General features: G+C 36.6%; 21 protein-coding genes and 1 other RNA gene. 16 read left to right on the top strand and 6 right to left on the bottom strand.

Annotated elements, in window-relative coordinates; translation table 11 throughout:
* The first annotated feature begins 54 nt into the window (after nucleotides 1–54).
* The 5 genes from fliK (at nucleotide 55) to thyX (ending at nucleotide 8,235) form a co-directional block, all read left to right on the top strand.
* Nucleotides 55–1,683 (top strand): flagellar hook-length control protein FliK, encoded by a 1,629-nt coding sequence (fliK, locus tag N0B29_RS04340; protein ID WP_263832447.1) that lies wholly within the window; start codon nucleotides 55–57, stop codon nucleotides 1,681–1,683.
* Between the two features lie 21 nt (nucleotides 1,684–1,704).
* Nucleotides 1,705–2,403, top strand: a complete 699-nt coding sequence (locus tag N0B29_RS04335; RefSeq protein WP_263832446.1) for a flagellar hook capping FlgD N-terminal domain-containing protein — start codon at nucleotides 1,705–1,707, stop codon at nucleotides 2,401–2,403.
* A gap of 11 nt (nucleotides 2,404–2,414) precedes the next feature.
* Nucleotides 2,415–4,736 carry a flagellar hook-basal body complex protein gene (locus N0B29_RS04330; protein WP_263832445.1) on the top strand — a complete coding sequence of 774 codons (2,322 nt, stop codon included), beginning with the start codon at nucleotides 2,415–2,417 and terminating at the stop codon, nucleotides 4,734–4,736.
* A gap of 88 nt (nucleotides 4,737–4,824) precedes the next feature.
* Nucleotides 4,825–7,563: a flagellar hook protein FlgE gene (gene flgE, locus N0B29_RS04325; protein ID WP_263832444.1), complete on the top strand. Its 2,739-nt coding sequence runs from the start codon at nucleotides 4,825–4,827 to the stop codon at nucleotides 7,561–7,563.
* 57 nt (nucleotides 7,564–7,620) lie between these two features.
* Nucleotides 7,621–8,235 carry an FAD-dependent thymidylate synthase gene (gene thyX / locus N0B29_RS04320; protein WP_263832443.1) on the top strand — a complete coding sequence of 205 codons (615 nt, stop codon included), beginning with the start codon at nucleotides 7,621–7,623 and terminating at the stop codon, nucleotides 8,233–8,235.
* Here the strand turns inward: thyX and ruvC are convergent.
* The gene (gene ruvC, locus N0B29_RS04315) at nucleotides 8,232–8,705 is read right to left on the bottom strand and encodes a crossover junction endodeoxyribonuclease RuvC (RefSeq protein WP_263832442.1); all 474 of its coding nucleotides are present in this window, start codon (nucleotides 8,703–8,705) and stop codon (nucleotides 8,232–8,234) included. The two genes, thyX and ruvC, sit on opposite strands and share 4 nt — an antisense overlap.
* Nucleotides 8,706–8,864: 159 nt before the next feature.
* On the opposite strand from ruvC, the gene dnaA reads away from it, so the two are divergent.
* The 6 genes from dnaA (at nucleotide 8,865) to N0B29_RS04285 (ending at nucleotide 16,853) form a co-directional block, all read left to right on the top strand.
* Nucleotides 8,865–10,190 (top strand): chromosomal replication initiator protein DnaA, encoded by a 1,326-nt coding sequence (gene dnaA / locus N0B29_RS04310; protein WP_263832441.1) that lies wholly within the window; start codon nucleotides 8,865–8,867, stop codon nucleotides 10,188–10,190.
* Nucleotides 10,191–10,346: 156 nt separating this feature from the next.
* On the top strand, nucleotides 10,347–11,414 hold the full coding sequence (gene dnaN, locus N0B29_RS04305; protein WP_263832440.1) for a DNA polymerase III subunit beta: 1,068 nt from the start codon (nucleotides 10,347–10,349) through the stop codon (nucleotides 11,412–11,414).
* Between the two features lie 114 nt (nucleotides 11,415–11,528).
* Nucleotides 11,529–13,841, top strand: a complete 2,313-nt coding sequence (gene gyrB / locus N0B29_RS04300) for a DNA topoisomerase (ATP-hydrolyzing) subunit B (protein WP_263832439.1) — start codon at nucleotides 11,529–11,531, stop codon at nucleotides 13,839–13,841.
* Nucleotides 13,841–15,256, top strand: a complete 1,416-nt coding sequence (locus N0B29_RS04295; protein ID WP_263832438.1) for a GGDEF domain-containing protein — start codon at nucleotides 13,841–13,843, stop codon at nucleotides 15,254–15,256. Before gyrB ends, N0B29_RS04295 begins: the two co-directional genes overlap by 1 nt.
* Nucleotides 15,253–15,648: a preQ(1) synthase gene (gene queF, locus N0B29_RS04290; protein WP_263832437.1), complete on the top strand. Its 396-nt coding sequence runs from the start codon at nucleotides 15,253–15,255 to the stop codon at nucleotides 15,646–15,648. Before N0B29_RS04295 ends, queF begins: the two co-directional genes overlap by 4 nt.
* Complete coding sequence (locus tag N0B29_RS04285; RefSeq protein WP_263832436.1) at nucleotides 15,642–16,853, top strand: HD domain-containing protein; 1,212 nt, start codon at nucleotides 15,642–15,644, stop codon at nucleotides 16,851–16,853. Before queF ends, N0B29_RS04285 begins: the two co-directional genes overlap by 7 nt.
* A 16-nt stretch (nucleotides 16,854–16,869) precedes the next feature.
* On the opposite strand, the gene ffs is transcribed toward N0B29_RS04285, so the two are convergent.
* An RNA gene (gene ffs / locus N0B29_RS04280) (signal recognition particle sRNA small type) lies at nucleotides 16,870–16,967 on the bottom strand.
* Nucleotides 16,968–17,031: 64 nt separating this feature from the next.
* Between ffs and N0B29_RS04275 the strand changes: the two genes are divergently transcribed.
* On the top strand, nucleotides 17,032–17,706 hold the full coding sequence (locus N0B29_RS04275) for a uracil-DNA glycosylase (RefSeq protein WP_263832435.1): 675 nt from the start codon (nucleotides 17,032–17,034) through the stop codon (nucleotides 17,704–17,706).
* Nucleotides 17,707–17,793: 87 nt separating this feature from the next.
* Here N0B29_RS04275 and N0B29_RS04270 read toward each other — a convergent pair whose 3' ends face one another.
* Nucleotides 17,794–18,159 (bottom strand): helix-turn-helix domain-containing protein, encoded by a 366-nt coding sequence (locus N0B29_RS04270; protein WP_263832434.1) that lies wholly within the window; start codon nucleotides 18,157–18,159, stop codon nucleotides 17,794–17,796.
* A 95-nt stretch (nucleotides 18,160–18,254) separates the two neighbouring features.
* Between N0B29_RS04270 and N0B29_RS04265 the strand changes: the two genes are divergently transcribed.
* Nucleotides 18,255–19,844, top strand: a complete 1,590-nt coding sequence (locus N0B29_RS04265) for a DNA methyltransferase (protein ID WP_263832433.1) — start codon at nucleotides 18,255–18,257, stop codon at nucleotides 19,842–19,844.
* Here the strand turns inward: N0B29_RS04265 and N0B29_RS04260 are convergent.
* On the bottom strand, nucleotides 19,837–21,159 hold the full coding sequence (locus N0B29_RS04260; RefSeq protein ID WP_263832432.1) for a hypothetical protein: 1,323 nt from the start codon (nucleotides 21,157–21,159) through the stop codon (nucleotides 19,837–19,839). The two genes, N0B29_RS04265 and N0B29_RS04260, sit on opposite strands and share 8 nt — an antisense overlap.
* 99 nt (nucleotides 21,160–21,258) lie before the next feature.
* On the opposite strand from N0B29_RS04260, the gene mutY reads away from it, so the two are divergent.
* Entirely contained in the window at nucleotides 21,259–22,230 is a 972-nt protein-coding gene (gene mutY / locus N0B29_RS04255) for an A/G-specific adenine glycosylase (RefSeq protein WP_263832431.1), read from the top strand.
* Here mutY and N0B29_RS04250 read toward each other — a convergent pair.
* Together N0B29_RS04250 and N0B29_RS04245 are read right to left on the bottom strand one after the other, a co-directional pair.
* Nucleotides 22,186–23,370 (bottom strand): multidrug effflux MFS transporter, encoded by a 1,185-nt coding sequence (locus tag N0B29_RS04250; RefSeq protein ID WP_263832430.1) that lies wholly within the window; start codon nucleotides 23,368–23,370, stop codon nucleotides 22,186–22,188. The two genes, mutY and N0B29_RS04250, sit on opposite strands and share 45 nt — an antisense overlap.
* Nucleotides 23,371–23,651: 281 nt before the next feature.
* Nucleotides 23,652–24,305 (bottom strand): GntR family transcriptional regulator, encoded by a 654-nt coding sequence (locus tag N0B29_RS04245; RefSeq protein WP_263832429.1) that lies wholly within the window; start codon nucleotides 24,303–24,305, stop codon nucleotides 23,652–23,654.
* 138 nt (nucleotides 24,306–24,443) lie between these two features.
* Between N0B29_RS04245 and N0B29_RS04240 the strand changes: the two genes are divergently transcribed.
* Together N0B29_RS04240 and N0B29_RS04235 are read left to right on the top strand one after the other, a co-directional pair.
* Nucleotides 24,444–25,694, top strand: coding sequence for a 3-isopropylmalate dehydratase large subunit (locus N0B29_RS04240; protein WP_263832428.1), 1,251 nt, complete (start codon nucleotides 24,444–24,446; stop codon nucleotides 25,692–25,694).
* Nucleotides 25,695–25,704: 10 nt separating this feature from the next.
* A complete protein-coding gene (locus tag N0B29_RS04235) occupies nucleotides 25,705–26,214 on the top strand; it encodes a LeuD/DmdB family oxidoreductase small subunit (RefSeq protein ID WP_263832427.1) in 510 nt (169 codons plus the stop codon).
* Nucleotides 26,215–26,282 lie beyond the last annotated feature (68 nt).

Raw genomic sequence — 26,282 nt, 5'->3', positions numbered from 1 at the left:
TGCTTGTCAAAGGAGTGGAATCATCTCTAAAAAATTCAAATTAAGGTAATGGCAATGCAAGATATTCTCTCTTTTGCTCAAGCACCAAGCCCTATAGCTCTTGCGCCTTCTACGACAAAATCAGTTACACCTGCAGGTAATGATGGCTCTTTTAGTGAGAGTTTTTTTTCTATTATTCTTGGTCAATTTACACAAGAGAGCAAACAAACATCTTTAAATGATCTTGCACAAGAGCTGCCAACAACCTCTGTCAGTGAAAATCTCAACCTTAACGCAAAAGATCAAAAGGCGAAAAGCGTGGATGAACACCTTTTAGATGATCTTTTAAGCGTTGTTAATGCGCTTCAACAAAATTCACAAATAACGGTTTTCCCAACACTCAAACCCTCTTCGACTTTAGAAAAAATTCTTGGCAGTGAAACTGCTCGTCAAGATTTTGCTAATGTTAAAAGTGTAAGCGACTTGATGGATTTATCGAAAAAATACAATCTTGGTTTGGAAAAACTTTCAATCTCGCAGGAGAATCTAGACAGTCTTCAAACAAAGTTCCCAAAACTTGCACAAAGCAACTTCTTTGATGATCTCCAAAGTGCCTTAGATAGTGCAAAAACCTCACAAAAAAGTGATGTAACGCTACCAACAACAGTAGCAACAACACCTACCACCAATGTGATGAACCTTTTAGATAAACAACCCGTGCAGACAGAAACGACACCTGTCACATCTATTTTGAGTGAACTCATCTCTAAAGATGTTAAACCTGAACCTACAAAAACACAACCCGTTGAACTCAACAATAAAGTCGATGTGGTAGTTGATGAAGCACCATCAATGGTAAATGAAAAGCAACAAAATACTCTAGCTCAAGCGCTTCAAGCGCCACAAGAAGAGACCAAACAAGTCGTATCTGCACCGCTTGAAACAGCGATCCAAAAAGTCGTCACCCCAAAAGAAACAAAGAAAACATCATCACAACCTATTGAACCTACTGTGCAGGAGCCTGTTACACAAGAAGAGCCTATTCAAGTGGCTACAACACGTGTTAATGAAGTCAAAAAAGAGCCTCTTTTAAAATCTGAAGAAAACGTTGTTGATTTAACGCCAAAAACAACAAAAACAGAAAAAACACTCGATGAATCTTCACAAGAAGAGATGGCACAACTCCAAAAAACAGCAGCTCATGATGATAAAGAGACAACGAAAACTTCTTCTGAAGAGACACAATCAACCTTAGAGGTTAAAACTGATATTAAAACAACGTCAAAACAAGAGACTACGGTTAAAAATACTCCGGTAAAAGAGAGTTTAAATCAATTTGCAACCGACCTTAAAGAGAAAATAGAAGCCTATAAACCGCCTATTATGAAAGTTGAGCTTTCTTTAAGTCCTAAAAACTTGGGAGATGTAGATGTTACCTTACTAACACGAGGCAATAATTTACATGTAAACATCTCTTCCAATACCAACACCATGTCACTTTTTACTCAAAATCAAAATGATGTAAAAAATGCGCTAGTTAGTATGGGTTTTACCAATTTAGAGATGAACTTTAGCGATCAAAGAAACAGCAATCAATCACAACAAAATCAGCAAAAAAGTAGTGGAAATTTTGAAGAGTTTACCACCGAATCAAGTGAGGAAGAGACAGCATCATTAGAAATTGTCATTCCTCAATATGTATAAATTATAGTAAAAGGATACATTATGGCAACAACATCAACTAAAGGGTACGAAAGCCTTATTACTCCAGGCACAGCAAGTTCGACAACAACAACAGCTGCAGCAAAAACGGGCAGTTCTGATACATTAGGAAAAGATGACTTTTTAAAACTTCTATTAACCGAACTTCAGCATCAAGACCCTACCAGTCCTATGGATTCAGATAAAATTTTAACCCAAACTTCTCAGCTTGCTACATTAGAATCTGCAACTAAAACAAACACTGCTTTGGACAATTTATCAACGCAACTCAAAGAGAGTGTAAGTGCTAATGCAACATCTGTAATTGGAAAAATGGGAAGTATTGGAAGTGATGCTATTACACTTAGTAGTGGTAAATCAACCTACGAAGTCTATTTCCCAACAGCAATTAAAACAGGAACGCTTACCATTGCAGACAAAAATGGGGCAACCGTTAAAACTGTTGATCTTAGCAGTGTTGCTGCAGGCAAAAGTGGCGTTTTATCCTTTGATTGGGATGGTACAGATAATTCTGGTACACTTCAAAAAGATGGCGCTTATCGCGTTACAGCAACGTATGTAGACGCTGCTGGCGCTTCAAAAACAACTGCATTTGGTGTTTACCCTGTTGAATCCATACGTTATGACTCTGGATCAACTTATGTTAAATTAGGTTCTCAATATTATGCCATGAGTGATGTTGTCGAGTTTTACGACAAATAAAGGAATTTCCAATGACTAGCTCTTTTTACAATGGAATTTCTGGCATGAAAACACAACAGTTTGCTATGGATGTGCAAGCTAATAATATTTCCAATATTGGCACCACTGCCTATAAAGGAAGCAGCCCAGAAATTTCAACTCTTTTTTCAACAGCATTAACAGGCGCTTACGCTTCTTATTCTAACGACAAAGGGCTTGGAGCGCAAAGTCAAACAACTTCGCTCGATTTAGCTCAAGGGGTTCTTGAAAACACGGATAGCCCTTTTGATCTTGCCATTCAAGGTGATGGCTGGTTTGGCGTCAAAGGGCAAGACGCGAAAAAAACATATTACACAAGAGCAGGTTCTTTTTCCATTGATGCGCAAGGTTCTTTAGTCAATACCGATGGCTATTATCTTATGGCAACATCGGGTAATAACATTACCCCCACAACACTTGATGCCAAAACAATGGCAAAATTTGGAACTTATTACAATGCCCAAACATCTTCTCCTGTGACACCTTATGCTATTACTCCTATGAACGATGTTCCGTTAGGAAGTGTTGGAGGGCAAACCAAAGTAACTTTGCCAGATTTACTCTACTATCCACCCGTTGCAACCTCGAAAGTTTCTTACGGTGCTAATCTTGATCCTACCATTAAAACAGATGCTGTTACTGTTCCTTTAAATGCAGCTGATTACACGGCAACCGTAACCCCAGCAGCTTTAGTAAATCTAAATGGAACAGTCAGCAATACGGCTGCCATTACAAACCCACAACCAGGTGATCCCGTTACCATTACCCTTACAGATGTTGATGGGAAAACACAAAATATTTCAACAACACTTGATGCCTCTTTGAATTGGAGTATTGCAAACACAGATGTGAGTAGTTTAAACACCACTTCCGGATTAACCGCAAGTGTGTCGTCTACTTACACACCCGCTACCATACCTCTTAGCGCGGCTGATTATACAGCAACGGTAACGCCAACACCTTTAGGAACAGCGAGTCTTAGTGGAACGGTGAGCAATACAGTTGCTCTTGTAAACCCACAACCAGGCGATACTATTTCTATTACCCTTACGGATATTGGTGGAAACACACAAAATATTTTAACCACACTTGATGCCTCTTTGAACTGGAGTATTACAAATGCAGATGTGAGTAGTTTAAACATTACTTCTAACTTGACTGCAAGTGTCTCAGCGACCTACTCGCCCACTACGGTACCTCTTAGTGCGGCTGATTACACCGCAGCAGTGACACCAACTGATTTAGGGAAAATAAGTTTAAATGGAACAGTCAGCAATACAACAGCACTGCAAAATCCAAAAAAAGGCGATACTGTCATCATCACATTGACCGATGTTGATGGAAAAACACAAAAAATTTCAACCGAACTTGATGCCTCTTTGAATTGGAGTATTGTAAATTCTGATGTGAGTGACTTAAATACAACTTCGGATTTGACCGCAAGCGTTTCGGTAAAATCAACCCAAGAAATTCCCAATACCGAACACTTCACCACAGGTATCATTGCACCCGATGGCAGTAAAGATATTATTGATATGACTTTTACCAAACAAGTTCCTCAAGCAGCATCGGGAAGCACCTGGGATGCTACGGTTAAAGTACTAAGTTATTTTGAAGATTATGTTGTTGAAAATTATGATGCTACAAAAACGTACGATACTTCCGTTTATAATGTTGATACTGTAAAAGGGACTGTTTCAAAAATCTATGATCCAACAAAATATTATGTTGATACCTCAACCAATAAAGTCTATGACATTGTCGATACCAAAACAGGAATAGTCTCTTTTGGTGGAGCAGGACAGCTTTTATCAAACTCTGTGCCAGCACTTAGCAATGGAGGTACTCCTTTAGAGCTTAACCTCGGAACGGTTGGTGATTATGATGGTCTTATCTCAAGCACAACCATTAAAAAAGCCAATGTTGTTACTGCAAATGGTTCTATGGAAGGCTTTTTAAAAGACTACGCAATGGATAGCAATGGCAATGTTGTTGCGGAATTTACAAATGGTAAAAGCTCGGCTATTGCGAAAGTTGCCGTCTATCATTTTCAAAATGATCAAGGACTTTTACAAGATTCTGCAACATTATATGAAGCGTCCGACAACAGTGGAAAACCCATTTTTTACACTGACAAAAATGGCAATAGCTTTTTAGGTTCAACCATTTTTAGTAACAAACTAGAAGGTAGCAATGTTAGCATGGCTACGGCACTAACCGAGCTTATTATTACCCAAAAAGCATTTGATGCCAGCTCTAAAAGCATTACCACCAGCGATGAGCTTATTAAAAATGCTATTAACATGAAAAACTAAATGTAAATGACATTTACATGGAATAAAAATTGCTTTCATTTTGTACGAAATTTATAAAAATAAAAAGTAACTTTAAAAAGGATACGCTATGATGAGATCACTCTGGGCCGGCGTTACCGGATTGCAGGCACACCAGATCGCAATGGACGTTGAAGGTAATAACATTGCAAACGTTAATACCACCGGATATAAATACAGTAGAGCAAATTTTTCTGATCTCTTAAGCCAAACAGCTAAAATTGCAACGGCACCCCAAGGTGAACTTGGTGGTAAAAATGCGATGCAAATTGGACTTGGAACACAAATAAGTACGGTCACAAAAATCTTTAAACAAGGCTCCATCGAAACAACGGACAAAACAACCGACCTTGCGATTCAAGGTGATGGTTTCTTTGTTGTATCCCCCGATGGCGGAAGTACTTATAAATATACCAGAAGCGGTGACTTTACCTTTGATGCCAACGGTAACTTTGTCGATACCAACGGTTACATCGCACAAGGGTGGAACAGAGACAAAACAACGCTTGCGATTGACTCTACATCGCCAATTGGCAACATTACCATTCCACCAGGACTTACAACACCCGCTAATGCTTCGAGTTATATCTCTGTAAAAGCTAACCTTGACTCAGGTGATACTGTAGGCACTCATAAATCCGTTATCTACTCACTAGACGGAAATCACGGATGGGTTGATATTAATGGTAATGGTATTCAAGAAGCGACAGAAACACACGATGAAAACGATACTGGCAGCAATATGTTTGATACCAGTAAAAAACTTTATGAACGCGGGCAAGACTTTGGCGCACTTTTCAACTCCGATGGAAAAGCCTTTAGCCTTACAACAGGTCAAGGTATTTGGACAAGTTTCGCGCAAGCAAAAACCAATACTATTACCATTGCCCATGATCCTTCAGGCACAACAACCATTGATCTTACATTAAATGGTGAAACCATTACGGGTAGCATCGTATCAACCGATGATGCAACAGTCGCATCGTATATTACAAGTTTGATCAACGCCAAAACAGGTAAAACAGGTGTTGAAGCCAACATCACAGGTGGTACAGGGCTCTACTTAACCAATAATAATCAATCTGGCACTGAAGCCGCAATGAAAAATATTAAATTACTTAAGAATGGCACAGATACCACTACATTAGTATCAACAAATGTTATTACGGCCTATCAATATACCTATTCTGCAAGTCCACTCAATACAACACACTTCTATGATGATACTGCAGAAAGAACCTTTACAACAACGGAAGATTTAAGAGAAGCACTTCAAAAAGATGCTAGATTATTTGTTAATTATACAGGACAAGCCGTTGCTGATACCATTGCTGATCCTGATTCAAATGTTAGAAATGAATGGGTAACTTCAGGCTCACAAGCTTTCAATAAAAATGATGGTGTAACCGTTTCTGTTAATAAAACCGGTCAATTTGAAATCGCAAACCCTAAAGGAGATGCTTTTAATGCCGATGATGGTGACGTTGTTGATAGTACTTTAGTTACACCTGTTACAATGACTGCTGCTGCTCTTACAACAGCATTAGCTACTGAAGCTATTTCATTTCCAGTTGGAGCAATTTTAGCTGCAGCCATTACACCTTCAACCAACGTTACAGTTAATGGCACAGTTTATGGACCAACGGGTGCTGGCGGTAGCACCATTCCTGCTGGAACCGTACTCACAACTGCTGTAACAATTCCACAAGGGCCAGTAGTTAATAATTTACCAGCAGGATTCACAACAATTGGACTTATTACTCCTACCATAAACGTTACCATAGGTGCTAATACCTATGGACCAACAGGTGCAAATGGCCCTACTATTCCAATTGGAACTGTTATACCAGCAGGTGGAATAAATGTAAGCGTTGCTTCAGTAGCTACGGGAGCTATTACAACACTTCCCGCTGGAACAAACTTTAAAAATGCCAATGATCATGATCTTTACTTAACAATCACCAATCTTACCAATGGAACCAATAACGTTGCAGCCAACAATAACTTTAGCACAACGATCAATGCACTTCAAGGAACACTCACATCAGGTACATCTGTGAGAACCTCTCAGTCCGTTTATGCAGCAAGCCACGCTTCCAGTATCGATGTTTACGATTCACTTGGTTCAAAACATACCGTAAGACTTGAATATACAAAAACAGGCTTTACATCTGAGGGTGGTACTGAATGGTCAGTCCTTATTTCTGTTCCAGAACCAGGTGATATTAACCTTGGAAACTACCCTGAAAACATTGTAACAGGTACGGTTAGCTTTAACTCTGATGGTTCTTTAGCAACCTATTCTCCAAGAAGTCTTACCTATACAGCCAACAACGGATCAACGGGTAGCCAAAACATTGAACTCAAGTTTGGAACACTCGGACAATTTGATGGTATGACCAGTTTTGATAAAGACTCCAACACTTCAGGTATTAGCCAAGATGGTTATGCGGGTGGTGATCTTAATGGTCTAAGTGTTGATGAAACAGGTACGGTTATCGGTAGTTTTACCAATGGACGTAGTTTTGCGCTCGCACAAGTGGCTATGGCAACCTTTACCAACAACCAAGGTCTTGAGAGTGATGGTGGTAACTGTTTTGTTCAAACTTCAAACTCAGGCGATCCTATCGTTGGACAAGCTTCAACAGGTGGTAAAGGTACGATTCAAGCAAGTTCACTCGAGATGAGTAACGTTGACCTTTCACGCTCCCTTACACAGTTGATTGTTATTCAAAGAGGTTACCAAGCTAACTCAAAAACAATCACAACAGCGGATGAAATGCTCAACACTTTACTCCAACTCAAATAGATTTTTTTAGCTTACATGTAATACAATGAGTCCCAAAAAACAACTTGGGACTCACTCATGAAAATCACACTCAACCACTACACTCCCCTACTCATTTGTGCCGATGCCATTCGTACGTGTTGGCAAAGTTTTGACAAAAGCGATGAAGGCGGCGAAAAAGACAGAGAACTTATTGATCGCGTTGGCAATAAATTTAAACACGCTTCAACCTTAGAGCATCTTGTCTATAACTTTTACATTGAAGGCATTTCCCGTGCCCTTCTTCAAGAGCTTGCAAGGCATCGTATGGCGTCACTCTCCGTTAAGTCAACACGCTACACACTTAAAGAGTTAAAGAACGAAGAGAGCTTTACATGTAAAGATGTAGAACGTGCTTCTAAGTACCTCGTTTTAACGGGTGTAGAAATGGTAGATGAGATGAGCATCAAAGCACTTGAAAACCTTCGTTTAGTACTCGTGGAAGGAATTAGCAACGATAAGGCAAAATACTGTCTTCCGGAGAGTTACAAAACCGAACTTACATGGACTATTAACGCTAGAAGTCTTCAAAACTTTTTAACACTGCGCAGCGATAAAAGTGCGCTTTGGGAAATTCAAGATCTTTCTCATGCACTTTATGATGCTCTACCAGAAGAGCACAAATATCTCTTTAATATCAAAGAGCCTTCTTAACTCACTTTCACCCTTTGGGCATGTGTGATGGCTATAGCAATAGCATCTGTAATGTCCAGAGGTTTGATCTCTTGTTTAATGCCTAAAATCTTCTTTACCATAAAGGCTACTTGCTCTTTTGCCGCTTTTCCATTGCCTGTAACGGCTTTTTTGACTTGCAGTGGTGTGTACTCACTAAAGTTGCCTATAACTTGTAAAATTTTTAAACTAAGAGCACCCCTGAATTGTGCTAATTTAAGCACTGTTTGAGGGTTATACGCATAAAAAATATCTTCAATCGCAACTTCATCAATGGTGTGCTGTTTAAAGATGGTATCAAGCCCTTCAACCAACTCCATAATCTGATGTTGGAGTATTTTTTCTTTAATTTTTATAAGCCCAGCTTCGATCAAAATAAGCGTGTTTTTTTCTTTTTTTAAAATAGAATATCCACAGTTACGCGTTCCTGGATCGATCCCTAAAATAACCAATTTTTTGTCCTTTATTCACAGCTTTGTTCACAGGGTGAATAACTTTTTTCACATTATACACATACACGCTTTAACATATAACTAATAATAGTTTAGATAAAATAAAACAAACTTATTCACATGATATTCACAGGGTGAAGACTTTTTTAAGGAGTGTTTTTGTTAGCAGATACCGTCATAGAACTTTTAAAAGGAGAGATTGCTTCTTTAGAATATGATCGCTATATTAAACAACTAAAATTCCATGAAAAGGCGTCTAATTCGGATCAAATGGTCTTTCTTGCCCCTAATATTCTCATCGCTAATTGGGTAAGAACTAAATACGCCGACAAAATCGCTCATCTGTTTGAACTCAAAACAGGCAAAAAGCCTGAAATCAAAATCGTCCTAAAAGAGCATCTTAAAACCACAAAAACTAAATCAACTCCTGTTGAAATGATAGATTCTATTAAAAGCACTAAAAATACTATTTTAAACCCATCTTATACCTTTAGCAGTTTTGTTGTAGGAAGTTCAAATCAATACGCTTATACAGCTGCTAAATCTATTGCTGAAAAACCAGGCGTTATGTACAATCCTGTCTTTATTTATGGTCCTACGGGACTTGGTAAGACTCACCTTATTCATGCCATTGGAAATTATGTTCAAAGTAAAGGTAAAATTGTTATTTATGCAACAATTGAACAATTTATGAATGACTTTACCTATAATCTTCGCAACCAATCTATGGACAGATTCCGTGAAAAATACCGTAATTGCGATGTTTTACTTATTGATGATACTCAATTTTTATCCAATAAAATTCAAACACAAGAAGAATTTTTTCATACATTTAATGAGCTTCATTCTGCAGGTAAACAAATTGTTTTGACCTCAGATAAGCCACCAAAGATGATTAATGGACTTGAAGATCGTTTAAAAAGTCGCTTTGAATGGGGTTTAATTGCCGATATTGGCTTACCAGAATTAGAAACAAAAATTGCCATCATTAAAAAGAAATGTGAACTCGATGGTATTAACCTTAACAGCGATATTGTCAATTATATTGCTGCCAACATGGGCGATAATATCCGTGAAATTGAGAGTGCAATTATTAACCTCAATGCCTATGCATCACTTATGCGTCAAGAAATAACCCTTGATTTTGCAAAGAATGTTATGCGTGAGCAGATTAAAGAGCGTCGCGAAAATATTAGCCTTGAAGATATTATTCAAATCATTGCAAAAGATCTCAATATTAAACCAAGCGAGATTAAATCGACTAAAAGAAGTAAAAACATTGTAGAAGCTAGACGTATTGGTATCTATTTGGCACGAACACTTACACCAAACTCAATGCCATCTTTAGCAACCTACTTTGGAATGAAAGATCATACAGCTGTTTCACACAATATTAAAAAAATTAACGAACTTATTGACACCAATGAGTCTTTTAAACTTAAAGTTGAAGATCTAAAAAATAAAATTTTAACAAAGCAGGTATAAAAAGTTTTGATAACAAACGTGATGAGATGTGAAAAACTCACAACAAATCTTTCACGCGAATAATCCCTAGTTTGAGGTATAATGTTGATGTTTTCACAAATTCATCCCAATCTACTACTTCATCTATTTTAAATTAAATAATAAAAAGGAGACTCTATGAAAGTTTCGATTAAAAAAAGCATTTTAGAAAACATGTTGTTAAACATTCAACCCTATTTAGAAAAAAAAGATTTGAGTCAAATTACATCCCATGTTTTATTAATCACTGAAGAGAGTCAATTTGTCATTAAAGCAACTGATTATGAAATTGGTCTTTCTTACCATACACCTGAGATCAAAATAATCACTTCAGGCAATGCAACCGCTAATGGAAAAAAGCTTTTAGATATTATTAAAGGTTTAAAAGATGACGAAGTTGTTTTAGAAACAATCAATGATTACCTCTATATCAAACAGAATAGCTCCAAATTTAAGCTTCCAATGCTTAACCCAACTGATTTCCCTCCATTTCCACAAATTGATTCTAAACCTAAATTTGACATCAATAGCAACACACTTGTTCGCTCCATTAAAAAAATAGCTCCAGCTATCGATAGCAATAATCCAAAATTCGAACTCAATGGTTCTTTAATTGACATTAAGGACAACAGCATTAATTTAGTTGCTACCGATACAAAGCGCCTTGCTATTATGCAAATAGAACAACCAACTGAACATAATTTTTCACTTATCATTCCTAAAAAAGCAATCAGTGAAATTCAAAAACTCTTTTTTGATAACATTGAAATTTTTTACGATGAAAACACACTCATTGCAAGTTCTGCTCATTTTACATTTTATACAAAACTTATCAATGGAAAATTTCCTGATTATCAGCGTATCATTCCTAAAAATAAAAATTACAGAATTTTACTTAACCGTGAATCTATGGTTGAATCTATTAAACAAATTTCTATTATTTCCCCTGAAATTAAAATCACTTTTAAACCTGAAAAAATTGTCTTTGAAAGTTTGAATGACGATAACATTGAAGCAAAAACAGAAATTGATTTTAAAACAGGACTTGATAGTGATATTTACCTTGCCGTTAACAGTCGTTATATTTTAGATTTTTTATCTAATATCGAAAATAGTAACTTTACCCTAGGTTTCAATGACAGTGGTCTTCCTTTCACTTTAGAGAGTGATAACTTTACAACCATTGTTATGCCAATTATGATTTAAAAATTAAGCACACAGCGCGTGAGCTTACGCTCGTGTAAACTCAGCGTTAGCGTAGCTTTTAGAGCTTTGCTTTAAAAGCGTATCAAAGAATTAAAAATAAGAAGTGGAGAAAATATGAGTACTTACGGTGCAGACAATATTAAAGTTTTAAAAGGCCTTGAAGCAGTAAGAAAGCGTCCAGGTATGTATATCGGTGATACCAACATTAACGGTCTTCACCATCTTATTTATGAAGTCGTTGACAACTCTATTGATGAGGCAATGGCTGGTTATTGTGACTTAATTAAAGTAGAACTTACACGTGAAGGCTCTTGTATTGTGACCGATAATGGTCGTGGTATTCCTGTTGGTTGGCATGAGGGTGAAAATATGTCAGCAGCAACGGTTGTTCTAACCGTACTTCACGCAGGTGGAAAGTTTGATAAAGATACCTATAAAGTAAGTGGTGGTTTGCACGGTGTTGGTGTTTCGGTTGTAAATGCGCTTTCTTCAAAACTTGTTGCGACTATTAAACGTGAAGGGAATGAGCATCGTCAAGAGTTTGCTTGTGGTATTCCTCAAACGCCATTGGATGTTGTAAAAACAACCAATCGTACAGGTACAACCATAGAATTTTGGCCAGATGGTACTATTTTTGAAACAGTAGAATTTCAATTTGAAATTTTAGCAACACGTTTCCGTGAACTTGCATACCTTAATCCAAAAATCACGATTGAACTCAAAGATCAAAGAGATGGACGTACTGAAGTTTACCATTTTGAAGGTGGTATTAAACAGTTTGTTTTAGATCTTAATAAAAAAGAAAAAGTAGCCGATGCTGTTCACTATACAGCAAGTGTTGAAGATGTTGAAGTTGATGTTGCTATGATGTATAACTCAACCTACAGCGAAATTCTTTACTCATTTGTCAATAACATTAAAACGATTGATGGCGGAACGCATGAGAGTGGTTTTAGAGCTGGACTAACGCGAGCCATTACCAATTACATCTCTTTAAATGCAGGTATTCGTGAAAAAGATGTCAAAATCACAGGTGATGACGTTCGTGAAGGTTTGATAGCCATTGTGAGTGTTAAAGTACCTGAACCTCAATTTGAAGGTCAAACCAAAGGAAAACTAGGTAGTTCTTACGTTAAACCAATCGTTCAAAAATTGGTTTATGAACAACTGGTTAAATATTTTGAAGAAAATCCAATCGAAGCCAAAGCGATTATGAATAAAGCGCTTGCTGCAGCAAGAGGTCGTGAAGCGGCTAAAAATGCACGTGATCTCACACGTAGAAAAGATGCCATGAGCATTGGAACACTTCCTGGAAAATTAGCGGATTGTCAAAGTAAAGACCCTTCTATCTGTGAACTCTATCTCGTAGAGGGCGATAGTGCGGGCGGTTCTGCAAAACAAGGACGTGATAGAGTTTTCCAAGCCATTTTACCGCTTAAAGGTAAAATTCTTAACGTTGAAAAAAGCCGTTTAGATAAAATTTTAAAATCCGATGAGATTAAAAATATGATTACTGCTCTGGGATGCGGCATTGGGGATGAATTTAACGAAGAAAAACTTCGTTACCATAAGCTTATCATTATGACCGATGCGGACGTTGATGGTAGCCATATTCAAACACTACTTTTAACATTTCTTTTCCGCTTTTTACGCCCTGTTGTGGATAATGGTTATGTCTATTTGGCTCAACCACCACTTTATCGTTATAAAAAAGGTAAAAAAGAGATTTATCTTAAAGATGATACTGAAATGAATGCCTTTTTAATTGAATCTGGTATGGACAGTATTGCTATTGAAGGTGTTGGAACACCTGATTTAGTGGATTATTTTAAAATTATCTCTGCTTATAGGGGTATTTTAAAAGAGCTTGAAAAACGCTTCTCTATGATTGAAGTGGTACGTTATTTGATTGAAAATCCAGACTTAATTGCATTACCATCAAGTGATCTTTTCAAAGAGATTGAAAAATTTGTAACAGCTCTTGGTTATAACATTCTCAACCATTATGTCAACGATGATAGCATTCATCTTTTTATTCAAACCAAAGATGGACTCGAAGAGTTACTTTTAGATGAAGTTTTTTATACCAATCCACTTTACGAAGAGGCTCGTTATATTTACACTAAAATACAAGAACGTGACTTTGATGTATTTGATGGCAAAGATCCTGTTGAAGTACTCGATGAAATCGAAAAAAATGCTAAAAAAGGCGCTTATATTCAACGCTACAAAGGTCTTGGTGAGATGAACCCTGAACAACTTTGGGAAACAACCATGAATCCTGAAAACAGACGATTATTGCAAGTTAAAGTTGATGATGCAGAAGCTGCAAGTGAAACCTTTACTCTCTTTATGGGTGATGAAGTTGAACCTCGCCGTCAGTATATTCAAGATCATGCCAAAGACGTAAAACATTTGGACGTTTAATGCTCTATTCTGAGATCAAGGAGAGAGAAAATCGATTTATTACAGCTCTTAAAATCGCTTTTCCTCTCTTACTTCTCATAAGCGTTTTTTTCTATACCTTTCAGCTTTTTTCGCACACGTCAATTAATTATATTCTCCTTATTTTATTGATTCCTATTTATGTTTATTATACGGTTTATTTGATCTATCATGGATTTCAAACAAGTTTGATTGATCCAATAACCAAAACATTTACCAGAGCAGAGATTATCAGTAAAATCGTTAAAATCAAAAAGCGTGAAACCACCACCATTATCTTTTTACATATCAATAATTTAAATGACATCAATGAACGTTATGGTATCAATAATGGAGATTTAGTTCTTTATCATTTTATTCAAAAATTACAATTTTTTTTACGTGAGCATCGTTTTAAAAAGATTGCCATTGGAAGATATAGCAATGATGGTTTTATACTTTTACTCAACCATCCAAGCAGAGAGCTTAGACATCTTTTAACAATTTTTACTAAAAGTGTTCAAAATATAGGAATTTTAAATATTGAAGTTAAAGTGGCCTTTTCACTTTTAAGTGCTGCGTATGATAGCGATGTAAACAATATTATAGAACGACTTTTAATGTTGTTGGAAGAACAAAAAAAGAGTGAAGAAATCACTCCAAACATTAAACTTGATCAATTTCAAATGATTATCGAGGAAGCAATTAATCATCGACAGCTTTTTTTCAAATACCAACCTTCTTTAGCACAAAAATCAAATCAAATCAATATTTTAGAAATTTTGACACGTATGGAATCTAAACTCTATGGAACACTTTCAAAACAGCAGATTCAACGTATCATTAACCATACAGGACATGAGAGAGAGTTTGATGAAAAGGTTTTTGAGCTTTTATTGGAAGAGATTAAACCTTTAATGGAAAAAGAGGTACTTTTTTGCATTGAAGTTTCACCTGTAACACTTCGAAATCTTAGTTTTAAACGCTATCTTGTAACGCTTTTTGAAAAAAATGGTATTGATCCGCATCGTTTTATACTTGAGATTATCGAGCAAAAAAGCTATGAAAACATGCACCGTTTTAGAGAGATTATTGAGAGTTATCAAGAGGTTGGATTTAAAATAGCATTGGGTAATTTTGGTGGTAATAATTGTGGTTTTGAATACCTTAAATATTTACCGATTGATTTGGTGAAATTTGATATTGAATTTACCAAAAAAATTGATGATCCAAAATACCAACAACTTCTTTCACACTACGTTGAACTTATCCAAACGCTTCACATTCAAAGTATGGTAAAATTCGTAGATAAAGAGGCTCTTTTTGAAAAAATGAAAGAGATTAAACCTGATTTTATACAAGGGTTTTGTATCTCAAAACCAAAATCAATAGAACAAATAATAGGAGATAATTTATGAAATACGGTGAAAAAATAATTACAGAATTTGATGTTGAAAAAGACTTAGAAATTTGGCCAAATCAGCATAAAAAAAACTACGTTATTAAGCTTACATTACCAGAGTTTTGTTGTCTATGTCCACGTAGTGGGTATCCAGATTTTGCAACGATTTATATTGATTATATTCCCAATGAACTGGTTGTGGAGCTTAAAGCAATCAAACTTTACATCAACAGCTTTATGAATCGCAACATCAGCCACGAAAACAGTGCGAATGAAATTTATGACCTTCTCGATTCTAAGCTCAAACCAAAATGGCTCAAAGTCGTTGCTGATTTTAACCCAAGAGGGAATGTTCATACGGTGATTGAAATTGACTCGAAACAGGTACGAAATGAGAGTTCATGTTAAACCCTAGACTGATAGAACAGTTCTTCGGAGCTGCTTCGATCCAACGCTGGAATGATTACCCTCGTATGGTCGAATTGGTGGAGCTTGACAAACAAGCTCATAAGTTCATTATTGCTTATTTTTTAGCACAAATGGAAGCCAAAGATAGCATTAATATGGTCAATATGATTGAAGCGGGTATCTTTGAATTTTTGCGTCGAGTCGTTGTAACTGATATTCGCCCTGACGTTTTTCGCAAAGCACTTCAAAAAAAAGAGAAAGAGATCAATGCGTGGGTATTGGCACAACTCTATGATTCACTGAGTGATATTGAAAATGGCGCTTTTTATGAGCGTTTTAAAAAGTATTTGAGCGATAGTTCTATGTATAAAAAGGAGCGTTTTATTCTCAAAGCGGCTTCGTACATGGCAACACGCTGGGAATTTTCTATTGTCTATCAAACCAGCCAATTTCTGAACAATATTGACCGAGTAAAAGAGGCGGTGGAAGAGGAAATTGAAGATTATTACGAGCTTATTGGCGTTCGTAAAATGGAGATGAATAAAAAGATTTCTAAGATTATTGATCTTAGTGGACGTCTTCGTTTTCAAAAACGTTGGGCGCAAACGCCACGAATACCTGAAACCTCAGTGCTTGGACACATGCTCATTGTTGCTATTATGGGTTATTTTTATTCTCTTTCCATTAAAGCATGCGATAAACGCATGGAAAACAACTTTTTTTGTGCGCTCTTTCATGACTTTCCCGAAGCATTAACACGCGATATTATCAGTCCTGTGAAGTATTCGGTAAGCGGGCTTGATGACATCATTAGTGAGTTTGAAATTAAAATGATTGAGGAAGAGATTTTACCGTATTTGCCAGAAGGAATGGTTTCGACCTTTAAATACCTTTTGGGTTTGTATGGAGACAATCAAAAAGATGAGTTTATGAACCGTATCAATGAAAATGGCATTGAAATGGTGCATGATTTATCACGTTACAATGAAGATAAATACAATGCCATTGATGGCGAAGCGCTGAAAAATTGTGATCGAATTGCTGCATTTATTGAGGCAACACTTTCTATTTCACACGGAGTGAAGTCTAAAGAGCTAATTCAAGGTAAAGAGCATATCCGTCATAAGCTTAAAGAAAAAGGCAAAATGGGTAAGGCTGATTTTTACGAATTGGCGATGGAGATTGAAAATTATTTGGGAGTGTAAGTAGTGGTGTAAAAACCCTCTCCCAGATGACTGCGGCACACACCTAAAAAAAGTGCTCTGCTGTGTTCCCACCCTGAAGCGATGCTCTTAGAAGACATTGCACAGGTCTAGAAGAAGGCGAAGCGTATTTTACCCAAAAATTCTTAAAAAATAGACTGCAATTAATTAAAGGATAAAAATGGTTGATCCAAAAATTGAAGAGAGCTGGAAAGTTGTTTTGTTGGATGAGTTTCAAAAACCTTATTTTGAAGTCTTAAAAAACTTCTTGGTGGAAGAAAAAAAAAGCCATACCATTTATCCTAAAAGCGCCAATATCTTTGCAGCCTTCGATAATACCCCTTTTGATAAAGTCGAAGTGGTCATTTTAGGGCAAGACCCTTATCATGGAGCTAATCAGGCGCATGGGCTCTCTTTTTCAGTGCAAGACGGCATCCAGCATCCGCCATCCCTTCAAAATATTTTCAAAGAGCTACGTGATGATCTTGGCTGTGCTATTCCTCGCAACGGAAATCTAACAGCATGGGCAAAGCAAGGTGTTTTTTTACTAAACACAGTTTTAACGGTGCGTGCAAGCGAAGCCAATTCACATCGTGGGCAAGGTTGGGAAAACTTCACTGATGCTGTTATTAAACTTTTAAGCACGCAAAAAGAGCATTTGGTTTTCATTCTTTGGGGAAGTCCAGCAGGGGCAAAAGCAAGCCTTATTGACAGCAAAAAACATCTCATATTACGCGCTCCTCACCCTTCTCCTCTCTCATCATACCGCGGATTTTTTGGATCAAAGCCTTTTTCAAAAAGTAACGAATACCTTACATGTAACGGTAAAAAACCTATTCAGTGGTGCTTGGCTTGAATGTAAAAGAGGCTATTTTTGAGTGGTACGAAAAGAATAGAAAATATGAACTGTCATTCTAATCCTTATTATATTCTATAGTAGGAATTAGATTTTATTCATTATAGATAAAACGTGTTGGGTTAAAACTCCTCGTACAATTGTTATTGGCTCAAAACTAATATTGCGTCCATTAATAGTATCTCTACTATTCACTATAACAAAACCTTGATTTTCTAAAAGTTCTTTTAATTTAGTAAATAAAATTAAAACATAGGAACTTTCAATTTCCAATATGTTGGATGCAAACAGAACTTGTTCTATATTCATTATTGCTTTCCCATTCTCGATTCTAGATAAAGAAGCTTGTGTAAGTTTCATCTTTTTTGCAAACGTGATTTGATCTATATTCTTTTGTGCTCTTAACCAGGAAAAAATAGTGCCAATGATTTGTGAATTTGAAATAAAGCTCATTATATACCTTTAACGTATAATATATTCATATTAAGTATTTATTAATCTTATTAAGAATAGAATTATACTATATAAACATAAAATAAGGCTATACATTGTCTCAAAAACTGCCGCGTTATGGAATGCACAAATATTGGGGGAAAAAACCTCCTGAACAATTAAGAAGTCTTTTAGATGAATTTACAAAAGAAGGGGATATAGTTTTAGACCCTTTTTCTGGATATGGTGTTTTTACTGCTGAGGCTTATATCAATAAAAGAAATGTCATATCGAATGATTTGAATCCTATTGCTTCATTTATTCAAAAACAGCTTTTAACCCATGAATTTAATATTAGTAGATTAGAAAATTTAAGTGATGATATTATTGTTCAAACCTTGAGTGAGAATATCTTTTGGAACATAATAAAATGTCCAAAATGTGGACATGATGCACGAGTTATTGCAACCTTGCGAACAAAACAAGATATACCAGTAAAAGCAAAAATACAATGTAAATGCACAAAAGCTTCAATTGAATTTACTTTATCTCAAACACAAATAGATTATATTTTAAATCAAGAACATAATGTATCTTTGATGGATCATCCAGTTTCCAAAATTATTCCAAATAGCAGAATCAGTGCATACAAAGGTCTTACAACAGATGATTTATTTACTGTTAGAGCTTTATCATCTCATATAGCATTATTCGATGCTATAAATCAGGTATCTGATAAAGTATATAAAGACTTGTTATTGTTAGCTTTTACATCTAATTTAGCAAATTGCTCACGTTTAGTTCCTCCAATTAAAAGCAGAGGTGAAATGGCATCTGGCGCTTGGATGACAGGATTTTATATAGGTGAAACATATATTGAAAACAACGTATTTCATTATTTCAAAAATCGAGTTCAAAAGTTAGTATCTGGAAAGAAAGATTTTATAAAAGCATTGAAAAAGAATATATCATTACATCAGTATAATGGAGAAGTTGCATCAATTAATGAAATGACAATTGAAAATACAAGTTATATTATTGACTCGTTAGATACAAAAAAATTACCATATCCGGATAATTCAATTGACTATATTTTTGCAGATCCTCCTTATGGAGATTCTGTTCCTTATTTTGAACAAAGTATCATTTGGAATACTTGGTTAGGATTTTCTGTTGACTACAATAATGAAGTTGTTGTAAGCGATAGTAAAAAAAGAGTTAAGACTATTAAAGAATTTGGAAGTGATATTGAGCAATGCTTATATGAGATACATCGAGTATTAAAACCTCAGAAGTATTTTACATTAACGTTTCACTCGATTTCAGGAGAGGAATGGTATGCAATTTTGAATGGTTGTTTAAAAAATAATTTTCAACTTCATAAAATTGAATGGTTGACGCAAAAAACATTTACACCTAGACAATTGAATAGAACCAAAACAGTCAAGGGTGATATGATGATTACTTTCTTAAAAAGTACATCATCTAATCAACATCAAATATTATCTTTTAATGAAACTGTGGCTTTAATTGTTAATACTACTAAGCAGCTGATGTCTAAAATAACGTATGTAGATACAAATAATATTTATATGGTTTTACTTCAAGAATTTTTTTCAAAGCATATCATCATCGCTAAGGTTAATATTCTAGAAATTCTTAGTAAATATTTTTCTATAAATGAGGAAGGACTGTGGTTCATATAATTTCACTTGCATAAATTACAGAAGTGGCATTTATAGTATATGATCCTTTTAAATTTTTATCTTTATCGTAATAATAATTAATTGTATTCAATTCTTGACCATTTGAGATGGCATCAAGTTGCCGACTAATTAAGTTTTTTAAAGAATCTACGTTTCCTTTTAATGGTCTTGCATCCTCAAATGAGTTACGGTAAGCCAAAAAAACAAAAAAACGATTATTGTTTTTGAATAAACGTTCTCCTTGATTTTTATAATTCCACCATTCTAGAATTTTCCTATCAGTTTCTAATTGTTTGATACAGGTTCGTCTTTTTGCAATTAATTGCTCTAATAGTTTTTCTGTTTCAGTTTGATTATATTTCAATAAGATATCAACCATTCCCTGTTGGCTTAATTTACTCATATTAGGTAAATCATATTTGAGTTTAATCTGACTGTAATAAGTTTTAATTTCTTTTAATTCTTCTAATGCACTTAACTCTTGATTGATCTCTTCAATTCCCAGAGAAGTTAGGTTGTTTTTTAAATCTTCTTTTGATTGCCCTGTCATTTTAGGTAGTCGTTTTTCTTTTGTAACTTTATATAGATTTTTTATTTGTTCTAGCTCACCATGGGAACGGTCATTAATGCAATAGTCATCTGTTATATTACATTTATTATCAATATTGAGCTCTATTCCTTTTGTATATTTATCAAAAAAATCATTTGATATATGTGTTATTTTGAGATCAAAAGGGACAATTTCATCATTTATTTTGAGAAAAAAATCTACATCATGAATTTTTCTTATCGTTGGAATGACACTTGGATGATCATTTACTATATGTTCTATCAAGTCATTTGTGACTTGATTATAGTATTGCCATAAAAGGTAGCCTTTTATAGTTCCTTGTAGTAACTCATTAACTCGTCTATCCAATTCTTTTTTACTTAGAATAGATTTGTCTCTTACCAATGCTTTTGCAACATCATTCATATTGTCATTTCTAATTCCACATTTTACATCTCCAAAATTTTCAATTATAGCTGGAAGATGCTTTTCTTGTTCTAGTCGATACTCTCTTTCTTCTGGATATTTTTTTAATATATGTTCAATTAATTTGTCGATAGTAATATCTGTATCAAATAATTCTTTATATAGTTCGTCCTGCTTTGAAGATTTAGCATCATTTCCTGTTTGATCTTTAATTATCTCTTTCAAAGTGTTTATATCGAGCGATCTAATAAGAATATATTTAGAAAAGCCTTTTCTTTGTTGAAACTTGTATAAATCAGTATCTTTTTTTTCAAATTCAGAATGTAAACTCTTAAACATAATTATGTCCTAATAAAAATTGTAAAATTATAGCGGAAATTTTTTGCCAATTATATTACTACTTTTATTTTATAAAATGAGGTTTGGATACAATATCTTATGCACAATGAAGCTCATAAATCACTTTTAGATTGGTATCAAAAAAACGGTCGGCATGATCTTCCTTGGCGGCAAACGGATGATGCGTACAAAATATACCTCAGCGAAATAATGCTACAACAAACTCAAGTTAAAACCGTTTTGGAGCGTTTTTACTTTCCTTTTTTAGAGCGATTTCCCACACTTCAAAGTGTGGCTGATGCGTCCTTAGATGATGTTTTAAAAATGTGGGAAGGGCTTGGATACTACACAAGAGCTAAAAATCTTCACCATACCGCTTTTACATGTAAAGGTGTTTTGCCACGTAGTCCTGAAGAGTTAGGCGGGCTTAAAGGCATTGGAAAGAGCACAGCGCACGCTATTTGTGTCTTTGCTTACAGACACGCTCTTCCCATTTTGGATGCCAATGTAAAGCGCGTGTTGTGTCGCTACTTTGCTCTTAGTGTCAAAGATGAAAAGATGCTTTGGGCAAAGGCATGGGAATTCTTACATGTAAAGCATCCTTACGAGCACAATCAAGCGATGATGGACATAGGCTCACTCATCTGTACGCCAAAAAATCCTATATGTAAAGAGTGTCCGTTGTCTCTTACATGTAAAGGTAAAACTGCGCCTGAAAACTACCCAAAGGCTCTTAAAAAAGCCAAAGTCCCAACGAAAAAACGGTTTGCTTTGGTTGTTTATAACGAGGGAAAGCTGGGGCTTGTTCAACGAAAAGAGAGACTTCTTCATGGACTTTGGGGTTTTGTACAAGCGGGTGAACTTCCCAAAGATGCTAAAAGTCTAGGGAGTGTCACTCACACCTATAGCCATTTTAAATTGGAACTAGAAGCTTTTAGGTGTGAATCATTACATGTAAAAGTAGATGGCTACTTTACGCGTGAGCAAATTGAGACGTTAGCACTTTCAAGTGTCGATAAAAAGATTTTAGCTTTGCCTTCCATGATGGGGAATATACCCCCTACTTCCTAACATCAAAAGTATTGTTCCGCAGAGACTTACCCCCATCATAACACCTGTAATGGGGAAAAGAGTACCATCGTGAAGCGAGCTCGCGATAAAGCCCATAAATGCACCAACGCTGTATTGTAAGACGCCGATGATTGCATTGGCTGAGGCACTAATGGTAGGGAAAAATTCAAGCGTGAGTGAAACTGAATTAGAAAATACAAAACCAAGCGAGCCAATGTAAAGTCCAATAAGCGGAAAAATAACATAAACCGAACTCTCTTGGCAGAGAAAAAGTAAAATACCAATAATCGCTTGAGCATTAAGACCAAAACGAAGCAGACTCAAAGGCTCTTTGTGTTTTACAAGCCACGCATTGAGACGTCCAAATGCCATCAGCATTAAAACACTTGCTCCAAAAAAGAGTGCAAATTTGCCAGCGCTCAAATGAAAGTGTTCCATGTATATAAACGAAGACGAGGTGATGTACGTGTACATTCCCGAAGTGCATAAAATCTGAGAAACGATAAAAACCATTGCTTGTTTGTGCGAAAGAACCATTTTATAGTTTTGAATCGGCGTTATTTTTGCGCGCTTTTGCTTGACGGATGGAAAACGAAAAAGATAAAAGCCCATTGCAAAAAAAGTGTAGAGTCCTAGAATGATAAAGATAACTTCCCACTCAAAAAATTTAAGTACCAAAGAGCCAAGCGTTGGTGCCAAAAGAGGAGCCATAAGCATGACCATACCGATGAGTGAAAAAATGCGCGCACTCTCTTTGCCTTCAAACATATCGCGAACAGTGGCCGAAACATTGACCGTGGCGATGCCTCCTCCAAATGATTGAAGTGCGCGCAAAAGCCAAAACATTTCAATTTGGTTGGTGATAGAGAGTAAAAAACTACTCAACCCAAAGACAGTAAGTCCAATAATAACCATCGGGCGTCTGCCATACGCATCCGAAATGGGACCTCCGAAGAGTTGACCCATTGCCATACCAAAAAAGTAGAGGCTGAGGCTAAATTCAACATTGGGAATGGAGGTTTGAAGATCCGTTGAGATGGCGGGAAATGAGGGTAGATACATATCGATTGCCAAAGGAGTAATCGCTGATAAAGATGCGAGCGTTAAGACGATTTGTCGCTCAGTTAGTGCTTGGGACATAAAAATTCTCTTTAATATAGTGTGGCGCAATTATAGGGCAAAAGTTTAAATTTTATGTTAATGCCAAGCGTTACATGTAAAGAAATTTGGCAGAGTATTTGAGTAGTTTTATTTCTTAGAACTTTTTAAGCCACCATAGCCTACAATTGATATGTGATATTTTATCACATATCACATTTGGATAAACAAAGTACCTCTTTAAGGTAATGAATCATTTTGTTTACGACGATTGAAAAGAGTTAGAAAAAGTGAAAAGGCGCTTTTAAAGGCGCCTTGGAAGATTAATCTTTGAAGTTGGAAAGTGTACTGTTCATACTGTAAATGATGTGTTCACGCATCGTTTCACATGCACCTTCATAGTCTTTTTGAGTTAGTTGCTCAACAATTTTATTATGATCTGCAAGTGAAATGCCTGCGTACTCTTGCGCTGTTACTAAGCGGTTCATTGACAAACCATTCCAAAGCAAAGAGAGGAATGATTTGAGTTTTTCGCTATCGGCGGCTTCCCAAATAGTCATGTGAAACGCTTGGTTGGCAAGGTTATAGGCTTCGGTGTCGCCGGCATCTTTTGCTCGCTGACCTTGTTTGTTGACATTTTGGATTGCTTTGAGTGTTTCGTCGGTCATGTTTTTACATGCTCTACGAAGTGCTTCGGTTTCGAGTAAGACACGTATTTCGTAGTGGTCTTTGATCGCTTCAACAGAAATGCCTTTAACGATGGCGCAACGGTTTTGACGAAGCTCTAAAAGTCCTTCGTTGGCAAGGATTTGGAATGCTTCACGTACGGGTGTGCGAGACATACCGACTTGTTCGCCAACGCTATCAAGCGTGATGGACTGACCTTTACTGATGCCTCCAGAAAGGATCGAAGAGCGTAGTATAGAGGCTACCTGTTCACGCGCGGGTAACATTTGTATTTTTTTAAGATTGATCATAAAATGCTCTTTATAATTCTATATTTATTTAAGTATAGCATGACAAGGCTATCTTTTCAAGAAAAGTGAGATTTTCTTTTTACATGTAAAGCTTTTTGGGAATTACATGTAAAAAGATAAAGGCTAAAAGGATTTAATATGCATGCGATTGAAAAATTATTAGCGAAAAAAGCAGGCAAAGCAAGCGTCAAAACAGGCGAGATTATCAACTGTGAAGTCGATATGGCGGGAATTAACGATCTTTATCTCCAAACCTTGCGCTCTTTTTTTGAGATGGGTGGCAAAAGGGTGCATGATCCAAGCCGTGTGATTATGTTTTTAGATCATTATGCCCCAGCTTCCACCATCACTCAGGCTTCAAATCAAAAGCAATTTAGAGAGTTTTGCTGGGATCAAGGCATTGATCTTTTGATGGATATTGACCAAGGGGTGTGCCATCAAGTTTTAGCCGACAAAGGTTTGGCGTATCCGGGTGAAATCGTGGTTATCACCGACTCACATACGACGACGCATGGCGCTTTTGGTGCGTTTGGAACAGGTGTGGGTGCGACGGATCTGGCGATTATTTTAGCGACAGGAAAGCTTTGGTTTAGGGTTCCTCCTATTATCAAAATCAACTTTGAGGGCAAACTACCCAAAGGTGTGTATGCCAAAGATGCTATCTTGCATGCGATTGGCGCACTTGGAGCGGATTATGCCGTGTATAAAGCAGTTGAATTTGGCGGCTCTATGCTTCCTCATTTAAGCATTTCCGAGCGTATGGCGCTGTGCAATATGAGTACCGAAATGGGTGCAAAAGCCAGTTACATTCAGCCTGATGAGATTACGATGGCATTTTTGAAAGAGAAAGTGACGCGTCCTTATGAAATATACCATACCGATGCTGACTTTGAATATGCCGATGAAGTCACGTTTGATGTGAGCAAACTCAAACCACAACTTGCCGCTCCATCAAGTGTGGATAATGTCTACGATCTAAGCCAATTTATCGGTCGTCACATCGACCAAGCCTATTTGGGTTCGTGTACGGGTGGGCGGGCTGAAGACATTGGTATTGCCGCACATATTCTTCACGGCAAAAAAGTGGCATCTCGCACACGGTTTGTCATCGTTCCCGCTTCTAAAGGCGTTTTACTCGAAGCAATGGAAAAAGGATATGTAAAAACACTGGTAGAAGCAGGTGCAACCTTTGTAACCCCTGGATGTGCCGCTTGTTTGGGAACGCATGAGGGGATGATCGCCTCGGGTGAGACGTGCATCACGACGACTAACCGCAATTTCCCTGGGCGCATGGGCGATACCAAAGCGGAGATTTTTCTAGGCTCACCTGCCGCCGTTGCAGCCGCGGCTTTGATGGGTGAGATCGTTGATTCTACTCTTTACATGTAAAGGATAAAAGATGCAAAAATTGTTAAGTGGAAATGCTTTTGTGTTTGGCAATAATGTCGATACTGACCAGATTTATCCGGGGCGTTTTGTGGAGTTTACTGATGTGGAAGATGTTGCCAAATACGCGATGTTTGGGTCTGATCCTGACTTTACTAAAAAAGTTAAAAAAGGTGATTTTATCGTTGCAGGAACAAACTTTGGGTGTGGTAGCAGTCGCGAACATGCCGCTATTACCCTAAAAGCTGTGGGCGTGGGTGCTATCATCGCAGAGTCCTTTGCGCGCATCTTCTACCGCAATGCGATCAATCTAGGGCTTCCTCTTATCATCTGTCCTAACATCTCAAAGCTGATTCAAGCGAATGATACTCTAAGCCTTGATCTTCAAAGTGGCACCATTCGTCGCGAAAGAGAACTGATAGCAACGGTTGAGCCTATGTCTGAGTATGTACTAAACATCTTAGAAAATGGTGGTATAAAATCTCTCATCAGACACCAGCTGGAAGCTGAGAATAACGTCTAATACGAAGTGGCAGAGTTTTCTGTCACTTTTACATGTAAAGATTTCCTTCACCTAAACATTTAAGTTTT

This window comes from Sulfurospirillum oryzae, from assembly GCF_025770725.1.
Lineage (GTDB): Bacteria > Campylobacterota > Campylobacteria > Campylobacterales > Sulfurospirillaceae > Sulfurospirillum > Sulfurospirillum oryzae.
Note: the sequence above shows the minus strand (reverse complement) of the source record. Positions and strands in the feature narration are given on the sequence as shown.